Origin of the sequence: Clostridium tertium (assembly GCF_902652255.1) — a bacterium.
Classification (GTDB): Bacteria; Bacillota; Clostridia; order Clostridiales; family Clostridiaceae; genus Clostridium; species Clostridium tertium_A.
Genome location: NZ_CACRTO010000049.1, coordinates 82097 through 101351 on the forward strand (window position 1 = coordinate 82097; position 19255 = coordinate 101351).

Consider the following 19255-nt stretch of genomic DNA (forward strand, 5'->3'; position numbering starts at 1 on the left):
CTCTATCTTATATCTCACATTAACTTTCATTTTATATATACATTTTAACATAGTATTTACTTATTTTACCACATAGTTCGTTAAAACTTCCTATCACTTGTATTTTTATAAAAAATACACTCAGGTTTCCCTGGGTTAGTTAATACATATTTATAATTTTTTCAATTCTTAATTCTTATTTCTTAATTCTTAATTCTTATTTCTTCATTTAGTATCTTAAATGTAAAATATACTAGAAAAAGAAAAATAGCATATGTGTAGTAAGCATATGCTATTTTTCTTTAACTTTATATTCACTTTTTAATTTCCATTAAGTTGTTTCATTATCTTAGTTACGTAGTTTTGTGTTTCTTGAGGCATCTTGTATAAATCATCAATTGATTTTACACCTCTTCTACTTACTGTTCCCGGCCCTGCGTTGTAAGCCATTAACGCAAGTTCTATATTTCCATCATATAAATCTAAGTATTCTTTAATATGTTGAACTCCAGCATTTATATTTTGATCAATATCAAAAGGATTGGTAACTCCATATTCTTCTGAGTTGAAGTCCATTAATTGCATAAGTCCTTTTGCTCCTGCTGATGAAACTACATTAGGATCAAAGTTTGATTCATTTTTTATTATTGCAAGTACTAAATTTTTATCTACCCCATATTTAGAGCTGTATTTATCTACAGTTGAAAGAATTTCATCCATACTTGCTGATGAAGTACCTTTAAGAGAGTCGTATTTACTAGATATATTATCTTCATTACTATTTACAATATTTTTACTATCTATACTTTCGCTTTCTGATATTGCTGTTCTTATTCTTAATGGAATATCTTCAAGCCTTTGTCCTGCTGATGCCTTAACATAGCTAACTGTAGATTCATCATTACTTTCTTCAGATGATGAATTGTTATTTGACAATGAAAGGCTTCCATTTTCCTCAATTTGCTTTATTAGTGCCTCATATACTAATTCAAACTCCATACCATCACCCATAGCTTGCTTTAGCATGTCCTTACTAATTGTTAAAGTTAATATATCTTCTGCCTTAGTAATCTTCATATTTCTCCTCCATAAAGTCCATCACTTGTTTTATATTCTATCATTCTCCATTTTTCATTCTACATTGTGCCTTGCAACACTTCTGCTTTAACCTTAAATTCTAAATATGCATAATCTTCGTAGTTTACCTTTTTATAATAACTTTTGCTTAATACTAATACCTTATAGTCTCCAGTAGTAAAAGGTAAGAATGTATAATAATTCTTTCTACTATAAGATTGTACCCTAACCCAATTTCCTTTTTCCATTATATAAAATTCGTAACAAACTTCCTTACCACCCTCACTGCTGGCTTCAAAAGTAATTTCTCTACCTTCAATAACTTCTTCTGACTCTAAGGTAACCTTAGTATTAGTTACTGGAGTAGACTCGTTTACATAAATAGATACTTCTTTCTTAGTGTCAAATTCATCTTTACATAATATATTTTTAGCATAAATTCTAAAAGTATATTTACCTGGACACTTTGGTTTAATCTTTAATGAATTGCTCTTAATATATCCTGTATCCTCAACCTCATGTCCATTTATTTTAGTAACATATCTTAGCAATATATTTTTAGTGTTTTGCGCTACTGTCTCAAGTTCTATAATATCTCCAACTAAATATACTTCCTTTTGAGATAATAAAACATAGTCTATTTCAGCTTCTTGGTAGTCTTTAACTTTTAAAAATAAATAATCATGTGCATCATAATCTCTAAGAGAATATTTATCTAAAACCCTAACTTCAACTTCATATTCTCCACTTTCTTCAGGAGTGAAGTTTACCCAGTTCATTGCTCCATAATTAATTCTTTCTTTTTCTTTACCATCCTTATATACTATAAAAGAATATTTTAGTTCAGTACCACCTTCAGCTTTAACCTTTAAATTAATAGGTTCACCTTTTATACAGCCCCTAGTTTTACTAGCATTAACACTTAAAATATTAACTGGCTTCTCACCTTTTTTATCGACCTTAAAATTTATTTCTTTAGTATCTTCATATTCACCATTAAAAGACATATCCTTAACTAAAACCTTAATCTTATATTCACCTTCTGATTTAGTTTCCCAATTAAAGATTTTAGATCTAATATAACCCGTATCTTCTGCTACAGTACCCTCTACTATATATCTATATAGAACTTCATTTCCACCTTGGACCTTTGTTTTAAAAGCTATAGTATTTCCTGATAACTGTGGTGAACTAAGCTCTGAAGAAAAACTCTTAATTTTTATTTCTTCATAAGGTTTAACATAATATATCATTGCAGCTCTATCATCATAAGGCTTGTTTGAAAAAATATCTCTTACATAGCATAGAAGCTTGTACTTTCCTTTCTCTTTTTCATAAAAGGAAATAACACTCTTAGTTGAATAGTCTTGAACACAAGTAGTTCTTCCATTTTTGTCTACTCTTAAGAACTTATATAATATAGTTCTTGAACTCTCAAGATTAACTCCAACTTTAAAAACAAGCTCTTCTCCTACCAATAATTTATCTGATAAACATTCAAAAGATGTTACCTCAATAGTAGGCTGATCCTTTACTTTAAATTTAACAGTAGTAAAATCGTCAACATTATCAGATGAAGAAGGCCTCTTACACTCAATTAAAATTTCTCCATCCATAGCTCTGTTAGTAGTATAAGTGAATTTATTTTCTGGAGTATAATCCCTTAAAGGTTCCCACCCTTGACTTCCTCTAATCCAAAATCTATATAATATTATTTCATCTTCTGAAGTTAATACATCTAAATTTATCTTCTCTCCTAAAGTCAATGAAGTTTTATCTATAATAACATCTTTAATTAACTTTTTATTATTATTGTTAACTTCAGTATCCTCTTCTTTATTAGAAGATTCTATCTCTGTCTTAATTCTAAACTCATTTCTTATTGAAGTATTCTTACCAGCTTCATCTTGTATATTGACCATTATCATATAAGAATCAGCTTTTTCTGGAATCCATATACATTCATTACTCATTGAAAAATCTTGTATAGGAACCCAGCTCCATCTTCTATCAGATTGGTATCCTATAAAAAATTTATATTTATATCCCTCTTTATTATTACTATTAACTCTTATTTTAATTTTCTCCCCTAATAAAGCTGGACTTTCTTTATCAAACATTATTTCAAATTCATTCATACCCTCACACCCTATTTTCAAATATTACCTAACATTATTATACAGTTTACATAAGAAAATATAAAACGAAATTTGTCATCAATATAAAAAAATAAGAATAAACCGTCCTTTATATTTCTACAGCTTATTCTCTTAAGTTACATTCTATTATCTTTTCTAAGGTAGTCTTAAGTCTAATATCATCTTCTTTTGTCCTTTTTCTTGGATTATTAGTCCTTCCACCCGCTTTTCTAATCTTCTGAGAAATATGTCTTTCTTCTAATAACCTATCAATATTTTTATCAGTATAATTATATCCTTTAGGATTAATAACATAAGCTTCCTTACCAAGACAAATAGCTGCAACACCATAATCTTGACTAATAACAATATCATTTTTAATGCAAGTATTAACTACATACATATCTACACTTTGAAATCCTGAATCTACTATCTTTACTTCACCATAATCTAAAGCTATATAATGATTTATGTCACAATATACTATTAAATCTAGATTATAAGACTTTGCTATTTTTTCAATAATGGAGATACCTGGACAGGCATCTCCATCTACTATTATTCTCACTATTTTAATTTAGCTTCTAATTCAGCTTTTAATTCTTCATATCCAGGCTTTCCAAGTAAAGCAAACATGTTTTTCTTGTAAGCTTCAACTCCTGGTTGATCAAATGGATTAACTCCTAAAAGATATCCGCTTATAGCACAAGCTTTTTCAAAGAAGTAAACCATTTGTCCAAAGTAGTAAGCACTAAGTTCAGGAATATTTAATACGATATTTGGAACTCCACCATCATTATGAGCTAATAATGTACCATTAAATGCTTGCTTATTAACAAAGTCTATAGTCTTTCCAGCTAAGAAGTTTAATCCATCTAAATCTCCTTCAGCCTTTTCTATAACTACTTCTCTCTTTGCTTTTTCTACATTTAATACAGTTTCAAATATAGTTCTTCTACCTTCTTGGATGTATTGTCCCATTGAGTGTAAGTCAGTTGAAAAATCTACAGCAGCTGGGAATATACCCTTTTGATCCTTACCTTCTGATTCTCCAAATAATTGCTTCCACCATTCATTAAAGTAGTGTAAACCTGGTTCATAATTAACTAATATTTCAATTTCTTTTCCCTTGTTATATAATACGTTTCTCATTGCAGCATATTTATAACAGTCATTGTTTTTGAAATCATCTGTTGCATAAGCTTCTCTTGCATCAGCAGCTCCTTGCATCATTTCATCTATATTAATTCCAGCTACAGCTATTGGTAATAATCCAACAGCAGTTAAAACTGAGAATCTTCCACCTACATCATCAGGTATAACGAAACTTTCATATCCCATTTCATCTGCTAGTGATTTTAAAGCACCTCTGCTCTTATCAGTAGTTGCAAAAATTCTTTCTTTTGCTCCATCTACTCCATATTTCTTTTCCATGTAGTCTTTAAATACTCTGAAAGCAATAGCAGGTTCTGTTGTAGTTCCTGACTTAGATATTACATTTACACTTATATCTATTCCTTCAATAGCATCTAAAAGATCAGCTAAATATGTTGAGCTTATATTGTTTCCAACGAAAAATACCTTTGGTGTATTTCTCTTATTATTTCCAAGAACGTTATAGAAATTGCTATTTAGCATTTCAATTGCAGCTCTAGGTCCTAAATAAGAACCTCCAATACCAATAACTATTAGTGCTTCTGAGTTTCCTTTAATCTTTTCTGCTGACTTCTTTATTCTGTCAAACTCTTCTTTATCGTAATTTACAGGTAGGTCTAACCAACCTAAGAAATCATTCCCTGCACCAGTTTTGTTCGTAAGAGTTTCATGAGCACCCTTAACCATTGCTTCCATGTAATTTAATTCTTGTTCTAACTTTACATAAGGTTCTACCTTAGATAAGTCTAGCTTTAAACCTTTATTCATTGTTCAACCTCCGTATCTTTCTGGGAATTCCGATGATAATTTCTACTATATTATAGCATAATTTATATAATACATTTCACATTTTTTAATATTTTAATTATATCAATGTGCTTTACCTTAATATTATTATCAATTTTGCTATTTTATATCATTTTTTATTTATATTTCTATTCATACATAAGAAATATTATACCTCATGCCTTTATTTTTTTAGCTTTCTTCACTTCATACATATTCTTATCAGCAACATTTATAAAATCACTTATTTCTATAATTCCATCTCTTCCATATATAGAGTATCCAATACTTACTGATAATTTATACTCTGTATTTTCCTGAATGCTTACTTCTTCTATCTTTCTTTCTATTTCTAATATAAGTGCTTTAATTTCTTCCTCGTTTCTACGTTGCCCAACCACAGCAAACTCATCTCCTCCTATTCTAGATAGAAAATCATTTCTAGTACAGGCTAGGTTAATTCCTCTAACTATTAATACTAATGCTTCATCTCCTACAGTATGTCCAAATTCATCATTTATTTTTTTGAAATAATCAACATCTATCATAAGAAGAAAAAGAACGCATTCATCAGGGACTTTTGATATTTTACATTTAATATAATCTATAAAAGCTCTTCTATTATTAACCTGAGTTAATGGATCCATAATTATTAAATTACTTTGTATATTAATAAATGTTATCAGTAAAGAAATTACACAACAAATATGTGCAATGGATAAACCGTAGCAAAAAGTTTGAATTATAAATCCAATTACAGGGGATAGAAGAAATAATATTAAATATCTAAATTCATTTCTCTTAACTTCAGAGCAATCTTTCATCCCTTTTATAATCATTCTAATTGAATATAATAATGGTATAAAAATTATCAATACATGTATCCAATAAAGCTCTCCTCTATGATAAACATTATTTTCATCTATTCTAAAAATCCATTCTGTAGTGAAACTAATTACTGATAATATAGCATTTATATAAAAAGGTATCATATATATCTTGAATCTTAGTTTTTGTTTACCATCACTTACATAGACTTTACTATCACAATACATAAGCAATACAGAAACCATTGCTACAGTTAATATGTAATAAATTGTTGTAGTATATAGCAATATTTCATTAGCAGCTTCAAATACTAATCCATCTAAACACCTCATGGCTGCATCAAAAACTAATAGTGAAGCTGTAACATATAGTAAATAGTTAAACATTTTTTGGGATAAATCACTTTTAGTTATATTTCTACCCTTCATATATATAGTAGCTAAAATAGCTAATCCAATAGTATTTATTTCTGCATACAAAAATTTTTCCATATTAACTCCTCCTTATAGAAATTATATTAAATCTATTTACTCTTTGAAGTTATTTAAACGGAATTCATACCTAATTTCATCATATATGTTTAATTTATTTTATAATTTTTGAACTTAATATTATACTTTTCAATATAATTATATCACCTTTTTAACATAAAATTTAATATTGCTATAATTTTTAGAATGAATTGTAATATTATGCAAATAAACTTATAATTTAAATAAGTATATATTTTGTATTTTATAGAGGTGATTTTTATGTGTTATATAATTCAAGATAATTGTAAAAATATTATTTGGAATGAAGTAAGAAATATAATTAAAACTGTTGGAATGACTTATGTTGATGCTGAAATACATAAGAAATCCTTTGAAAATAGCCACACTGTAATTTTTATTTTTGACAATGAAAAATTAATAGGATTTGGTAGAGCTATTTCTGATGGTATAAGACAAGCAGCTATTTATGACATTGCAGTTCTTCCAGAATATCAAGGAAAAGGTATAGGTAAATTAGTATTAGAAAATATAATTAAAAAGTTGCCTTCCTGCAATTTTATTCTTTATGCTTCTCCTGGAAAGGAAGGTTTTTATGAAAGTCTAGGTTTTTCTAAGCTTAAAACTGGAATGGGCCTTTATACAAATATGGAGAGAATGAAAAATAGGGGCTTTATAGAATAACTAATTTCATAGCTAATCTCCCCTTTTATTTGTAACAACTATAATAAAATCAACATAGTATAGAATATGTGCATTATAAATTTATATGTGCAAATTTTTAACTAATGAGGATGATTTAATATGGCATATAATGATTCAAAATCTTATGACAAAGATGACTATGATATGTGTTGTAATAAAAAAGAAGATAAAAAACACGAAGATAAAAAAGAAAAATGTTCTTATGAATATTATTGTAAATGCTGGGTAAAGTCTGAAGAAAAGCATCATAAAGATAAAGACTATTGTGATGATAAGAAGAAGGATGACTACTACGAAGAGTACTGTAAGTGCCATAAGAAAGAAAAAGACCATAAAGATAAAGATCATTGCGATGATAAGAAGAAAGATGAATATTACGAAGAATACTGTAAGTGCTACAAGAAAGAGAAAGAAAGAGATCATAAAGACAAAGATTATTGCGATGATAAGAAAAAAGATGATGATTACGAAGAGTACTGTTGTAAGTGCCATAAGAAAAAGAAAGAAAAAGATCATAAAGATAAAGATTATTGCGATGATAAGAAAAAAGATGATGATTACGAAGAGTACTGCTGTAAGTGCTATAAGAAAAAGAAAGAAAGACATCATAAAGATAAAGACCATTGTGATGATAAGAAGAAATATGACTATTATGAAAAGTACTGTAAGTGCTATAAAAAAGAAGATAAACATCACAAAGATAAATGCTATGAAGATTCCAAATATAAAAATAATAATTGGCGTGATGTTCCTGAAGATAAGCACTGTGGATGCAAGCACGATAAATATGAAGACAATTATGATGATTATGAAGAAGATGATGACTACGGCTATGAAGATCATTTCAAGAAATGTAAATCAGATTATGAATCTTCTAAGAGATACAGATAGTCATATATTAATTCAGATATAATTTATAGATAGTATCCTTTAAAAATATGTAAGCTATATCTCTGTATTTACACAATCCAGAGATATAGCTCTTTATATTTATTAACCTTATAAAGTTTGGCTTATCTATATGGCGGGAACCTTATAGATAAGAGTTGAATAAGAGCTTTTTTTATTTAATTTTATATAACAGTTTTAAATGTTTTCACTAATATTTACAAACAATATTTTATTATATTGATTAAATTCAAATAAATTTCTACTTTATTAAGTAAACATATAAGTTAAAAAAGATAGATTTCTATAAATAGAAGTCCATCTTTTTTATATAAATTCATTTTTTAAATTAAAATTAATATAGACAATAAATAAAATTCATTGTCTATATTCTTTATTTAAACTATTTAATTCTAAATATCATATTTAAATTTTATATTATTATAACATTTTTATAAAATCTATTTTATTTACAAATACTAACACTCTTCAAACTTTTTGAAAAATCTAATAGTTTCATCAAAATCATCTACATCCTTATATATGTCACATATAATCCCTAAACTTAATGCAAAATCTACATATTCATTTGCTTTTGCTAACACATATTTATCCCCATTTTTTATATTATTTATAGAGTATTTTTCTTTATCTTCAATACTTATTATATTATTTTCTATTAGTAAATTTACCCCAGCACAAATAGCCCCTATTTTACAATTTTTAGAAACACATAATTCTAAAAATTCTTTTATTATTTCTTCATCTTTTAAAATTTCTATATTTCCACCAGGAATTATAACAACATCATTTTCGCTTATTTCTACTTTATTTATAAATTCATCACATTTTATTGTCATGCCTTCAAATACTTGGACTAAATCTTTATTTATACTTATCATATTTATATTATATTTGTTTTTTAAAAAATAACATGCTAAAATCACTTCAAATAAAGCACATCCATCATAGATAAAAATATATAAATTCATCTTTTATCTTTAGTGAGAGTGTGTATTGTAAGTACCAAACTCTCACTAAATCCCCCCTTCTATCTTAATACTTTTTGTTTTATTAATAGCTCCTTTTATCCATAGAATAGAACTAACTATTAATAGTATTAATACTATTAATCCATCTACTACAGTTGACGCATATCCAGTTTTTATGTGAATTATTGCACTATTTAATCTATTAATAATTATCGGAACTTCATATATTAATCTTATCCCACAAAATATAATTCCTAATATATAAGTTATACTAAATAGTTTTACATAATTTATTTCTTTCGTAGATAAATTATTAAATTCTACTTTATGTTTTTTATTTTTAAAAATACTAAATATATATTCCTTACTTTAATCATATAAACTACTTAAGTCAAAAAATGTTAATAACACTAAATAAAAATCAGTTCTCAAGAAAACCATGATTTGCCACATAAAATTTAGTGTTAATATTAATATTATTAAACTAGATATACTATTAAAAATTAAGTTAATGTTTAAAATTTTAATAATTAATCTTAAAAACATTATTATAATTTCAAAGCATATTCCTGCTAAATATCAAAAATATCTTTTTTCCCTTGAAACTGACCATAATCCATTAATATCTGCTTCTACTACTAACCATACTAATCTCAAACTTAAATTAAATTTAACATTTATATTTAATCGGATAATTGATAAAAAGTGTCCAAGTTCATGTATAAAAGTTAAACTCCATGATATTAAGAAAAATATAATCATATTAATTCCTATTTTATCTTCAATAAAAAATGCATCTTGATATCTAGGAATTAACATTTTATTACTTGACATAATTATTATATTAAATATAAATATAATAGAATAAATTATAGTACTATATTTATTAAATAATAAATTTGATATTCTTATAAATATATTCCCATATTTTTTTCTTCACCACTTATACATTTAAATCCATCTATAGAATATACTAAATTCATATCATATAATGTATTTATAAAATCTTCTACATCCACATCTATATTTTTTGATTTAAAAGTATTTTGGTTATTTCATCTATAGATCTTTCATCATCGCAGTAATTTAGTATTTCTATTGCTTCTTCAGGAACTTCTATAAATACATTGCTAATTTTACTACCTATAACATATGACCCATTCAATTTCTTTTGACTTGATAATTCTAAATTTACTTTAGACGTTGAACTTATATTCATTTTCTAAAGCCAGTTGAAATTTTTATAATATCATCAATAGAAACTGGTTCATCTTCATTACTATTACTTCTATTATATGTTGGGCATTTTTTATTTCTAACTTTAGGATTTATATATTTAACTTGCAATGTATTTGTATTTAATTCTATTGTATGATTCAATTCACTACTTTCACCATAACCTCCTAAATATTTCCCAATTTCAAAAGTTAGTAACCGTGTTAGTATTATATCTATTTTTTTCATATATACTTAATAAATTACTATCTAATTCAACATTTTCAATTAATAAATTCTCATTAAGTACATCAATAACTTCATCTATAATATCATTATCTATTGAAGAAGTTTTATAAATTTCATTTATATCCAAATCTCCATTAATTATATTTAATAATTTAAATATTTCCCCGTCTTCATCATCTATCTCTATATGTGTACTCTTGGTACCGAAAACTATTTTATTATTAATATATATTGGTGCCATTGATTCTTTAATTTTAGGCCTCATAATTAATCTTACTTTCTAATTAAATATTAGATAATAAAGTTATTACTTTATTATCTATTATAATTTTTTCATATATTAATTTTAATAATGATGATTAATTAAAGCAGATTGTTTTTCAACTTTCTTAACAGTAATCTTTTTTGTAGTGTTTGTTACTTCATTACACATAAACAGTACACCATCTTCCATTTATATAAATATTATACTTTTTCTACATATTATCAACCTTTTTTCTCAAAAAATGAGTTTTTCCCATTAAAATCTTTTTTATTTTATATAATGATTATTTTATATGTATTTTTTTGATAAATTATCATTTTTTTAATTTAATATTTGTGATATTATGCTAAAATATATTCGCTAAAAGTATCTTTAGTGAATAACAAAAGCCAATGATCTTAGATCATTGGCTTTATTAATTACGCTAAACTCAACTTTATTGAAATTACTAAAAAACTACGCATAAGAGACAGTACAAATCTATATACTGTCTCTCTTATAATCTTAGTACATCACGTACTATTTATTGTACCAAAATCTATCTTAGGATTGTAATTAAAGTCTGTACCTAAATTGAATTAATTCATTTTAATTTGGAATGTAAATGGTGTAAAATCTAATGAGTAATCATCGGAATAACCCTCAAATATGATATTGAAATCGCCACCATTTATATCTATCGGTTTAAATGTTATAACACCTTCTGTAACTATACCTGGAAGTATTTCACTACTTATTTCTTGGTAATTAGCCTCCCAATTATCTTCTTGTTCAATTTGATTTGTTCCTTGAGTAATCATTGAATTAAAACTATAAAAATTTACTTTGTCATTTGAAGCATTTTCAATCTTTACATAAGCCCTAGTTTCACTTTTAGATATCTCTACTTTTTTAAGAGTTAATTTATATCCAAATTGATTTTGCTCTTGATTAATATCTATTGTTTTTAATGCTGGTGCATATGCTGTGCCATAATCGGTAATTTCTACGCTTTCTGCTAATACTAATGGTAAGTTTAATTCAGCTCCAAAAGCATTAGTTCCTTTTTCTACTCCTTTAACTATTCCTTTTACATGAACTATATCATCAATTTTAACATTTAAATTTGGGTCCTTTATACCCACCAAAACATTATTATCTGACCCTGTTTCATTTGTGAACATTTGCATATAAGTTCCATCATTATCTTTTTCAATATCTGTAAATATTTTTCCGTAAAACTCCACTTCTCTTCCCTCATACTCTTTAGGATTAGAATATACTAAATTAAAATCTTCTCTAGGAATAGGAGCTTTTTCACTATTATTGTTACCTGATTCATCATTCCCTCCACAGGATATAAATGTAAATGTAGTTAAAGTAATTAATAATGCACTTAATACTCTTTTTTTATTCATATAAGTTCTCCCCCATTTATTGTTTTTTATTTAAAATTATACCATATATAAGCTTAGTTGTGTCTAAGAATCTATTTAAATATAAGTAATTTAAGTCTAAAATAATAATATTGTGTATAAAATGGTACTTAAAATATCCTTTATAAGTGTTACGTTTTACAAAAACTTCGCTAAATTTATATTTTTCACGAAGAAATTAAAAATTACGGTTTTAAGCCATTTGTAGGCTATAAAAATTTGAAAAAATCATAGTTTTTAGTTTAATATAAATAAACTTATGCAAAAAAGATACTATTTCGCTATGATCATTGCGAAATAGTATCTTTTTTGAGTAGTCATGTCCTTGTAAAATGTAGTCATGTCGAGTCTATCAATATTTTTGTGTAAACTTTAGAAAATTTAATTTTATTTTAAAGGTTTGAGAGGTTAATATAACATCCAATCTTTATTTACTTTAATTGATAATTTATTATATCATTTTCTGAAGTTTACACAGACTATTTTACACTCTCTAAAAAAAGATAGTGGATATATATTTGTAATACATCCACTATCTTAAATTTAAAGTTACTAATACTTTAAACGAGAACTAACATTATATTCATTACTTAATTATCATATTAATTTATTTTAGCAGCGCTTAGTTTCTCCTATAGGATTTTCTATCAAAGTCGCAACTATAAATGCATGCCTATGGCCATCTCTTTCTCTTGTTACTGCATAAACAAAGTGAACATGTCTACCTTTACCTACTTGAATTGCTGGACCTGTAAATACATCTATAATATGAAAATGATCATTAAAGAAATCTGTTCTAGTTACTATACGGTGTATATGACTTCCCTTACAAGGAACTGCTTCTCCAGTAACTCCAGCAAAACGATGATTATGAACATCATCAGTATTAAGTTCAGCCAATCTTACACTACCAACAAATTCATGAACGTGCCTTTGTCTTCGTTCTTCACAATTATTCATAGCTTGAATTCCTCCTCATTTGTTACATAATATATAGTATTTAAAATCTATCGACTTTGTTACTATTTTGTAAAATAAAAAAACTCCCCTCCAGTAGTGAATTACTTATTAACCATAATTCTCTTCTGAAAGGAAGTTACTTATTTGTTTCTTATAAAACTTCCAATAAACTTTCTATTCTTCCATACTTTTTAAATATTCAACAAATTGACGAGCTGTCCTTCCTGAACGTCCACCTCTCTCCATAGCATGACGCTCTGCAAGTATATCAATATTTTCAATATCTTTAATCTTATACTCTTTTACTAATCCATGGATAATATCAAGATATTCTTTTTTATCTGGTTTAGAGAAGCATACAGATAATCCAAATCTATCTGATAATGATGTTTGCTCTTGTATTGTTTCATTTCTATGAATGTCATCACCATTTCTATCAGAGAAGGATTCTTGAACTAAATGACGTCTATTACTTGTTGCATATAAAACTACATTTTCTGTTTTAGAAGATACTGAACCTTCTAAAATTGCTTTTAAAGCTCCAATTTCTTCATTATTCTTTGCAAAGGATAAATCATCAATAAATATAATAAATTTTAAAGGATTGTTTGCAAGCTTCTCTATTAATTCAGGCAATTTAAGTAAATCCCCTTTTCTAACTTCTATCATTCTTAATCCTATATCTGCAAATTCATTAACTATTGCCTTTATTGTTGAAGATTTACCTGTTCCTGCATCCCCATATAAAAGAACATTAGCAGCTGGTTTATCCTTTAAAAAGGCATAAGTATTATCAATAATTCTTTTTCTCTGCCTTTCATACCCAATATGGCTTGATAATCTAATACTATCAGGATACTTTGCAGGTACTATTTCTCCTTTATTATAAGTAAACATAATATTATTTGCATAAATGCCATATCCTAAAGTAAATAAATTCTTCATTCTTTCTTTATACATCTTATTAAAGTCATATTCTAAGTTAGTTGTCCACTCTGGTAAGAAAATATCACATCCAACTTCTTTCTTTATCTCTTTAGATGTTATCCTTGAGATTTCTTGCAGAGTTTCAAGTTCATGCTTCACACATTCTTCTAGCATTTCAGAAACAACTTTCCTATTAGATAGCTTACGAACATAAATATTTTCATCAAATACAATAAGCTGCCAAACATAATCAGAAAAGCTCTCCTTCTTTTCAAAAAGCTCACGAACAAAATTACTATACTTTTCAACTTTCTCTATTGTACTTCTTTCCTTAGTATCAATCATATCAAGAAATGATTGCATAACCTTGTCCTCAAATATCTTATTAAATACTGTAAATGACTTTACTTTCATATTAATTAGTTCTAATGAACTCATATTATTGCCCCCTCTTTATTTCCTCCATTACTTTAATTTTTAATGCCCAAGTTTATTTTATAAATAATGATATACCTACAAAATTGTACTGTCAATAAATGTTAACCTTAAATTAATTATATTCTATAATAAATTTCATCATCCTATTTACGTATAAAAATAGCAGATAGCCATTAAGACTATCTGCTATTTTAAATTTAGATAGAAATTAAATTACATTATATTCTTTTAATAATTTTTCAATATCTGTTCCTGCTATCTTCTTTAATGCTTCTTTAACTGCAATTTTTTCAGCTAAACTCATACTCATATCAGTAGCGCGTTTTCCATCTCTAAGCTTAACTGTTGCATTTAGTAAATCTCTAACATCAAATGTACTACCCCACACTTCAGGTACACCACGATCTACATTAAGTAATGTATAAACTGCTTCCATACCAGTTCTCATTGAATATTCAGTTGTAAATATAGTATCTCTTGGTGTTTCTGCGAACTGTCCAATGAATGCAAAATTCACTGCACCTTCTGGTACTACATCTGGTCTGTCTCCAGCTGCACGTGGCATAAAGAATGCAGTAATATATGGCATCATACATGGAATAGTATTTGCACTATTAGTAGCTAATTCTTCAATTTCAGCTTCTGGCACTCCAAGATGATATAACCATTCCATACAAATTTCCTTACCTGTACAATCTCTCATAGGCTTCTTTACATAGTTACCTGGCTTATCGCTAAATAAACCATAAATCCATCCAACAAGCTGATCTTTTGGTTGTGTTCTAAATTGTGGTTGTCTATTAAATGTCCAGCTTAATAACCAGTTAGAATCTTTTACAGTAACAATTCCACCTGTTACAACTTTACCAGAGAATGGATCTCTCTTACAGATATTCTTAATATATGGAACAATTTTTTGATCTAATGTAGTAACTGTAGCACTCATCCAATTGGACTCCTCTGGATTAAAACAGAATTTATCTGGGTTACCAAAGGCCGGATCTTGAGCCGCAATTTTTCTCCACATATCCCAGCCACCGCCTGGTTTAATATCAGGATTAAATACAGCTGGTTCATTTTGTGAACCAAGACTAGAATTTTCTACACATCCACCATTTGTAATAAATACAAGATCATTTTCAGTAAGTCCAACATATTCTGTTTTTCCATCTACTAAAAGTTCTATCCTCTTAGCTAATTTTCTGTCAGGTTTGATATCAAATTCTACATTCACAACCTTGGTATTGTAATGGAATTGTACATTGGAACCTTCCAAATATTTAATCATAGGAAGTATCATTGATTCATATTGATTATATTTAGTAAAACGAAGTGCCTTGAAATCTGGCAATCCACCAATATGATGAATATAGCGTTTGATGTATCTTTTCATTTCCAAAGCACTATGCCAATTTTCAAATGCAAACACAGTTCTCCAGTATAGCCAGAAGTTTGACTTTAATACTTCATCATCAAAGAAGTCAGTTATCTTCTTGTCGTATAAATCTTCATCTGGTGTGAAGAATAAATGCATAATTTCCATTGCACCTTTATCTGATATATCAAATTTTCCATCTGTATGTGCATCTTCACCACGATTTATTGTAGCACGACATAAAGAATAATTTGGATCTTTTTTATTTAACCAATAATATTCATCTAGAACGCTAACACCTTCTGTTTCGATTGATGGGATAGAACGGAATAAATCCCACATTACTTCAAAGTGATTATCCATTTCTCTTCCACCACGCATTACATAACCAAGTCCTGGATATTCAAATCCATCACAGGCACCACCTGGAATAGGATCTTTTTCAAAGATGTGAATATGTTCACCTTTCATTTGTCCATCACGTACTAAATAGCAAGCTGCAGTTAATGCTCCAAGTCCAGTCCCAACAATATATGCTGACTTATGGTCTACTCCCTCTGGTTTTTGTGGTCTTGCAAAAGCCTCATAATTTCCACTTGAATAATACATATTAATTCCTCCATTCAATATTTTTATTAACTAAATTTCTTTCATTAACCTTACTATAAAAGTTTTTTCACTTCTTCACCATCAGCAAAAAAGCCTCCATGATAAAAGTTTTATCATGGAGACTTACTTGTATAATTTTTAATCATTTTATTAACTTTGTTTAGTTTTGTCAGTTCGATAATTCTCTAGGGCATTTAAAATATTTCCTTGCATCAGCATAGTAAGCTCTTTAATAATTTCTTTTGGATCTTCTTGCATATCATTCTTAATCCAGTTAAGAACTAATCCAACAAAGGAATACTTATAAAAATCAGCTATAAAACACTTGTCCTTTTCTCTGACAGGTATGTCTTTCGCCATTTCCTCTACTACATCTATAAGCAGCTGATATGTTAACTTATATAAGTAATTCTCAATATGCTCACGACTTAGCGAATGATATACATTCATTACAAATGGCTTGTTATTACTAACTTCCATAAAAATATTATAAAAACCTTCCTGCCATGTTTCATAAGTCTTTTTACCCTCTAACACTTTAGCTGCATCTTCTTCACATGCCCACTCAATCAACTCAAAAATATCCTGAAAATGATAATAAAATGTCATACGATTCACACCGCATTCTTCAGTAATATCGCTGATTGTAATCTTATTTAACGGCTTTTTTAGAAGTAAATTCTTTAATGAAGCTACCATAGCTCTTTTGGTTATCTGTGACATCTTATTACCTTCTTTCATAATCTTTTAATAAATATACGCTTTATCTCATATAATCAATTATAACAAGAAGGTCTTTTGTCCTCAATCCATTTTTATAGTAATAATTTCCTTAATAGAAGGGAAAAAGGATAATCTTTCAGCTACACTTCCATGCTAAAGGCACTATATTTATTATAAATACACACTCATAGCTTTTCTTCTTCAATATTACAAAACACTACCTATAATAAAGAAATCATCTTTTCTTTTATAGATGACTAATAAAACCTTACAATCTATTTAGTAACCCATAAAAATCATTCCGTTGCTATTATTAATTTAAATGTATATAATAAAATCAGTAAATATTAGAAAATATGGTTTATCATACAAATACAAAAAAGCCTATTAATAAACATCCAAAGGCTGGAAAGGATTTATTGTGTTACAGAACAAAGTATTAGTAATTGATGATGATAAAGACTTATGTATATTACTTGAAAGAGAACTAAGACAGGAAAACTTTGACGTAAGAGTATGTAATGATGGGAAAACAGGATTAGATGTTTTTTTAAGTGATAATTATCAGCTTGTAATATTGGATATAATGCTTCCAATACTAAATGGATTTGATATCTTAACAGAGATAAGAAAGAAAAATAATCTTCCTATTCTAATGTTAACAGCAAAAGATTCTGAAGTAGATAAAGTATTAGGATTAAGACTTGGTGCTGATGACTATTTAACAAAGCCATTTTTAATGAGTGAATTTATTGCAAGAGTACAATCCCTTATAAGACGATATACTATCTTTAATTCTCAAAATAGTAGTGATACATTTTTGAAATTTAAAGGATTAGAAATTAATTATTCCTTAAGAAACGTTTATGTTAATGACAATTTAATTCATTTAACTGCAAAAGAATTTGATTTATTGTATTTTTTAGCTTCTAATCAAGGAAAGGTCTTTACTAAAGAGCAAATTTATAATCATGTTTGGCAGGATGATTACTCTTTTGACGATAGTAATATCATGTCTTTCATTAGTAAATTAAGAAAAAAAATAAAGAATTACTCATTAGACTTAGAATATATTCAAACTATTCATGGTATTGGATATAGATTTAATCTGGAGGTTTAGCTATGATTTGGTTAATCATTGTTATCTTATGCGTAATTATTTCATTTCAGTTTTTCTATATTCGAAACACCAAAAATCAGCTGAAAGAAATTTCAAATGCCCTTGATGATGTAGTTAATGGTAATTTAGATAGAAGATTCCTAGCTAACGAGGATAGTGCTATCAGTGAACTAGTATATAAAATCAACGATATTATTATTCAAAATAAAAATAAATTTCTTGAAACTGACAAATCAGAAAAGGCATATAAAAAGCTTGTCACCAGCCTATCTCATGATATTCGTACTCCGTTATCTTCACTCATTGGATACTTAGAAGTATTAGAAAATAACTCCTGTAGTCAAGAGGAACAGAAAAAGTTCTTAAAAATTGCTAAGAATAAAGCAATAATTTTAGGTGAATATATTCAATCATTGTTCCAGTGGCTAAAATTAGAATCTGGAGAGTGGATATATAATTTTGAGAAAGAAAATATCTGTGAGCTTACAAGAGTAATTCTTACTGACTGGATAATAAGATTAGAAGAAAATAATATAAAATTTGAATTTGATATTCCAGAAGAAGCTCTTTACCTTGTTACAGATAAAAATGTATATGAAAGAATAATCAATAACATATTATCTAACATAATTAAGCATAGTGAAGCTAATTTTTTAAGTTTTAAATTAAGTCTTAATCATTCAGATATAGTAATTGAAATTACCGATAATGGAGTTGGTATATCTGAACAAGATTTACCATTTATTTTCAATCGTCTATATAAATGTGATAGCTCAAGGACTGAAAATAGTAATGGTCTTGGGCTTGCTATAACTAAGGAACTTACATCTGCAATAGGGGGAACTATCTATGCTAAAAGTAAATTAAACAAAGGGACTACTTTCGTTTTAAACTTCCATATAAACATGAATAAAGAATAA

Annotated in this window: 19 protein-coding genes; 4 read left to right on the forward strand and 15 right to left on the reverse strand. The window is 27.3% G+C overall.

Features of this window, described 5'->3' with window-relative positions:
- Positions 1 to 300 precede the first annotated feature (300 nt).
- The 5 genes from GPX08_RS16445 to GPX08_RS16465 form a co-directional block, all read right to left on the reverse strand.
- Positions 301 to 1056: a transglycosylase SLT domain-containing protein gene (locus tag GPX08_RS16445; protein WP_156627896.1), complete on the reverse strand. Its 756-nt coding sequence runs from the start codon at positions 1054 to 1056 to the stop codon at positions 301 to 303.
- Between the two features lie 59 nt (positions 1057 to 1115).
- Positions 1116 to 3194, reverse strand: a complete 2079-nt coding sequence (locus GPX08_RS16450; protein WP_156627897.1) for a triple tyrosine motif-containing protein — start codon at positions 3192 to 3194, stop codon at positions 1116 to 1118.
- Positions 3195 to 3318: 124 nt separating this feature from the next.
- Entirely contained in the window at positions 3319 to 3762 is a 444-nt protein-coding gene (locus GPX08_RS16455) for a YaiI/YqxD family protein (protein WP_156627898.1), read from the reverse strand.
- Complete coding sequence (locus GPX08_RS16460; protein ID WP_156627899.1) at positions 3762 to 5117, reverse strand: glucose-6-phosphate isomerase; 1356 nt, start codon at positions 5115 to 5117, stop codon at positions 3762 to 3764. The genes GPX08_RS16455 and GPX08_RS16460 overlap by 1 nt, the downstream gene beginning before the upstream one ends.
- Before the next feature lie 194 nt (positions 5118 to 5311).
- The gene (locus tag GPX08_RS16465) at positions 5312 to 6454 is read right to left on the reverse strand and encodes a diguanylate cyclase (RefSeq protein ID WP_156627900.1); all 1143 of its coding nucleotides are present in this window, start codon (positions 6452 to 6454) and stop codon (positions 5312 to 5314) included.
- 261 nt (positions 6455 to 6715) lie between these two features.
- Between GPX08_RS16465 and GPX08_RS16470 the strand changes: the two genes are divergently transcribed.
- Positions 6716 to 7138, forward strand: a complete 423-nt coding sequence (locus tag GPX08_RS16470) for a GNAT family N-acetyltransferase (protein WP_156627901.1) — start codon at positions 6716 to 6718, stop codon at positions 7136 to 7138.
- 120 nt (positions 7139 to 7258) lie between these two features.
- On the forward strand, positions 7259 to 8050 hold the full coding sequence (locus GPX08_RS16475; RefSeq protein WP_156627902.1) for a hypothetical protein: 792 nt from the start codon (positions 7259 to 7261) through the stop codon (positions 8048 to 8050).
- Positions 8051 to 8526: 476 nt separating this feature from the next.
- Here the strand turns inward: GPX08_RS16475 and GPX08_RS16480 are convergent, their stop codons facing one another.
- The 10 genes from GPX08_RS16480 to GPX08_RS16525 all read right to left on the reverse strand — a co-directional run bounded on the left by GPX08_RS16480 (position 8527) and on the right by GPX08_RS16525 (position 17215).
- A complete protein-coding gene (locus tag GPX08_RS16480; protein ID WP_156627903.1) occupies positions 8527 to 9039 on the reverse strand; it encodes a hypothetical protein in 513 nt (170 codons plus the stop codon).
- 579 nt (positions 9040 to 9618) lie between these two features.
- Positions 9619 to 9873, reverse strand: a complete 255-nt coding sequence (locus GPX08_RS16485; protein WP_156627904.1) for a hypothetical protein — start codon at positions 9871 to 9873, stop codon at positions 9619 to 9621.
- A gap of 187 nt (positions 9874 to 10060) precedes the next feature.
- On the reverse strand, positions 10061 to 10258 hold the full coding sequence (locus GPX08_RS16490; RefSeq protein ID WP_156627905.1) for a hypothetical protein: 198 nt from the start codon (positions 10256 to 10258) through the stop codon (positions 10061 to 10063).
- Positions 10255 to 10503 (reverse strand): hypothetical protein, encoded by a 249-nt coding sequence (locus GPX08_RS16495; RefSeq protein ID WP_156627906.1) that lies wholly within the window; start codon positions 10501 to 10503, stop codon positions 10255 to 10257. The genes GPX08_RS16490 and GPX08_RS16495 overlap by 4 nt, the downstream gene beginning before the upstream one ends.
- Positions 10460 to 10768, reverse strand: coding sequence for a hypothetical protein (locus GPX08_RS16500; protein WP_156627907.1), 309 nt, complete (start codon positions 10766 to 10768; stop codon positions 10460 to 10462). The genes GPX08_RS16495 and GPX08_RS16500 overlap by 44 nt, the downstream gene beginning before the upstream one ends.
- Before the next feature lie 578 nt (positions 10769 to 11346).
- Complete coding sequence (locus GPX08_RS16505) at positions 11347 to 12165, reverse strand: DUF4352 domain-containing protein (RefSeq protein WP_156627908.1); 819 nt, start codon at positions 12163 to 12165, stop codon at positions 11347 to 11349.
- A 630-nt stretch (positions 12166 to 12795) separates the two neighbouring features.
- The gene (locus GPX08_RS16510; protein ID WP_156627909.1) at positions 12796 to 13143 is read right to left on the reverse strand and encodes a hypothetical protein; all 348 of its coding nucleotides are present in this window, start codon (positions 13141 to 13143) and stop codon (positions 12796 to 12798) included.
- A 174-nt stretch (positions 13144 to 13317) separates the two neighbouring features.
- A complete protein-coding gene (locus GPX08_RS16515) occupies positions 13318 to 14508 on the reverse strand; it encodes a DUF815 domain-containing protein (protein ID WP_156627910.1) in 1191 nt (396 codons plus the stop codon).
- 208 nt (positions 14509 to 14716) lie between these two features.
- Positions 14717 to 16492, reverse strand: coding sequence for an oleate hydratase (locus GPX08_RS16520; RefSeq protein ID WP_156627911.1), 1776 nt, complete (start codon positions 16490 to 16492; stop codon positions 14717 to 14719).
- 150 nt (positions 16493 to 16642) lie between these two features.
- Positions 16643 to 17215: a TetR family transcriptional regulator gene (locus GPX08_RS16525; RefSeq protein WP_156627912.1), complete on the reverse strand. Its 573-nt coding sequence runs from the start codon at positions 17213 to 17215 to the stop codon at positions 16643 to 16645.
- 421 nt (positions 17216 to 17636) lie between these two features.
- Between GPX08_RS16525 and GPX08_RS16530 the strand changes: the two genes are divergently transcribed.
- Both GPX08_RS16530 and GPX08_RS16535 read left to right on the forward strand, forming a co-directional pair.
- Positions 17637 to 18335, forward strand: coding sequence for a response regulator (locus GPX08_RS16530; protein ID WP_156627913.1), 699 nt, complete (start codon positions 17637 to 17639; stop codon positions 18333 to 18335).
- Between the two features lie 2 nt (positions 18336 to 18337).
- Positions 18338 to 19255, forward strand: coding sequence for a sensor histidine kinase (locus GPX08_RS16535; RefSeq protein ID WP_156627914.1), 918 nt, complete (start codon positions 18338 to 18340; stop codon positions 19253 to 19255).

Excerpts from the sequence above, each read along its gene's own strand:
- GPX08_RS16445 (WP_156627896.1), bottom strand. The coding sequence starts at position 1,056 with ATGAAGATTACTAAGGCAGAAGATATATTAACTTTAACAATTAGTAAG.
- GPX08_RS16450 (WP_156627897.1), bottom strand. The coding sequence starts at position 3,194 with ATGAATGAATTTGAAATAATGTTTGATAAAGAAAGTCCAGCTTTATTA.
- GPX08_RS16460 (WP_156627899.1), bottom strand. The coding sequence starts at position 5,117 with ATGAATAAAGGTTTAAAGCTAGACTTATCTAAGGTAGAACCTTATGTA.
- GPX08_RS16465 (WP_156627900.1), bottom strand. The coding sequence starts at position 6,454 with ATGGAAAAATTTTTGTATGCAGAAATAAATACTATTGGATTAGCTATT.
- GPX08_RS16470 (WP_156627901.1), top strand. The coding sequence starts at position 6,716 with ATGTGTTATATAATTCAAGATAATTGTAAAAATATTATTTGGAATGAA.
- GPX08_RS16475 (WP_156627902.1), top strand. The coding sequence starts at position 7,259 with ATGGCATATAATGATTCAAAATCTTATGACAAAGATGACTATGATATG.
- GPX08_RS16480 (WP_156627903.1), bottom strand. The coding sequence starts at position 9,039 with ATGAATTTATATATTTTTATCTATGATGGATGTGCTTTATTTGAAGTG.
- GPX08_RS16485 (WP_156627904.1), bottom strand. The coding sequence starts at position 9,873 with ATGTCAAGTAATAAAATGTTAATTCCTAGATATCAAGATGCATTTTTT.
- GPX08_RS16490 (WP_156627905.1), bottom strand. The coding sequence starts at position 10,258 with ATGAATATAAGTTCAACGTCTAAAGTAAATTTAGAATTATCAAGTCAA.
- GPX08_RS16495 (WP_156627906.1), bottom strand. The coding sequence starts at position 10,503 with ATGAAAAAAATAGATATAATACTAACACGGTTACTAACTTTTGAAATT.
- GPX08_RS16500 (WP_156627907.1), bottom strand. The coding sequence starts at position 10,768 with ATGAGGCCTAAAATTAAAGAATCAATGGCACCAATATATATTAATAAT.
- GPX08_RS16505 (WP_156627908.1), bottom strand. The coding sequence starts at position 12,165 with ATGAATAAAAAAAGAGTATTAAGTGCATTATTAATTACTTTAACTACA.
- GPX08_RS16510 (WP_156627909.1), bottom strand. The coding sequence starts at position 13,143 with ATGAATAATTGTGAAGAACGAAGACAAAGGCACGTTCATGAATTTGTT.
- GPX08_RS16515 (WP_156627910.1), bottom strand. The coding sequence starts at position 14,508 with ATGAGTTCATTAGAACTAATTAATATGAAAGTAAAGTCATTTACAGTA.
- GPX08_RS16520 (WP_156627911.1), bottom strand. The coding sequence starts at position 16,492 with ATGTATTATTCAAGTGGAAATTATGAGGCTTTTGCAAGACCACAAAAA.
- GPX08_RS16525 (WP_156627912.1), bottom strand. The coding sequence starts at position 17,215 with ATGTCACAGATAACCAAAAGAGCTATGGTAGCTTCATTAAAGAATTTA.
- GPX08_RS16535 (WP_156627914.1), top strand. The coding sequence starts at position 18,338 with ATGATTTGGTTAATCATTGTTATCTTATGCGTAATTATTTCATTTCAG.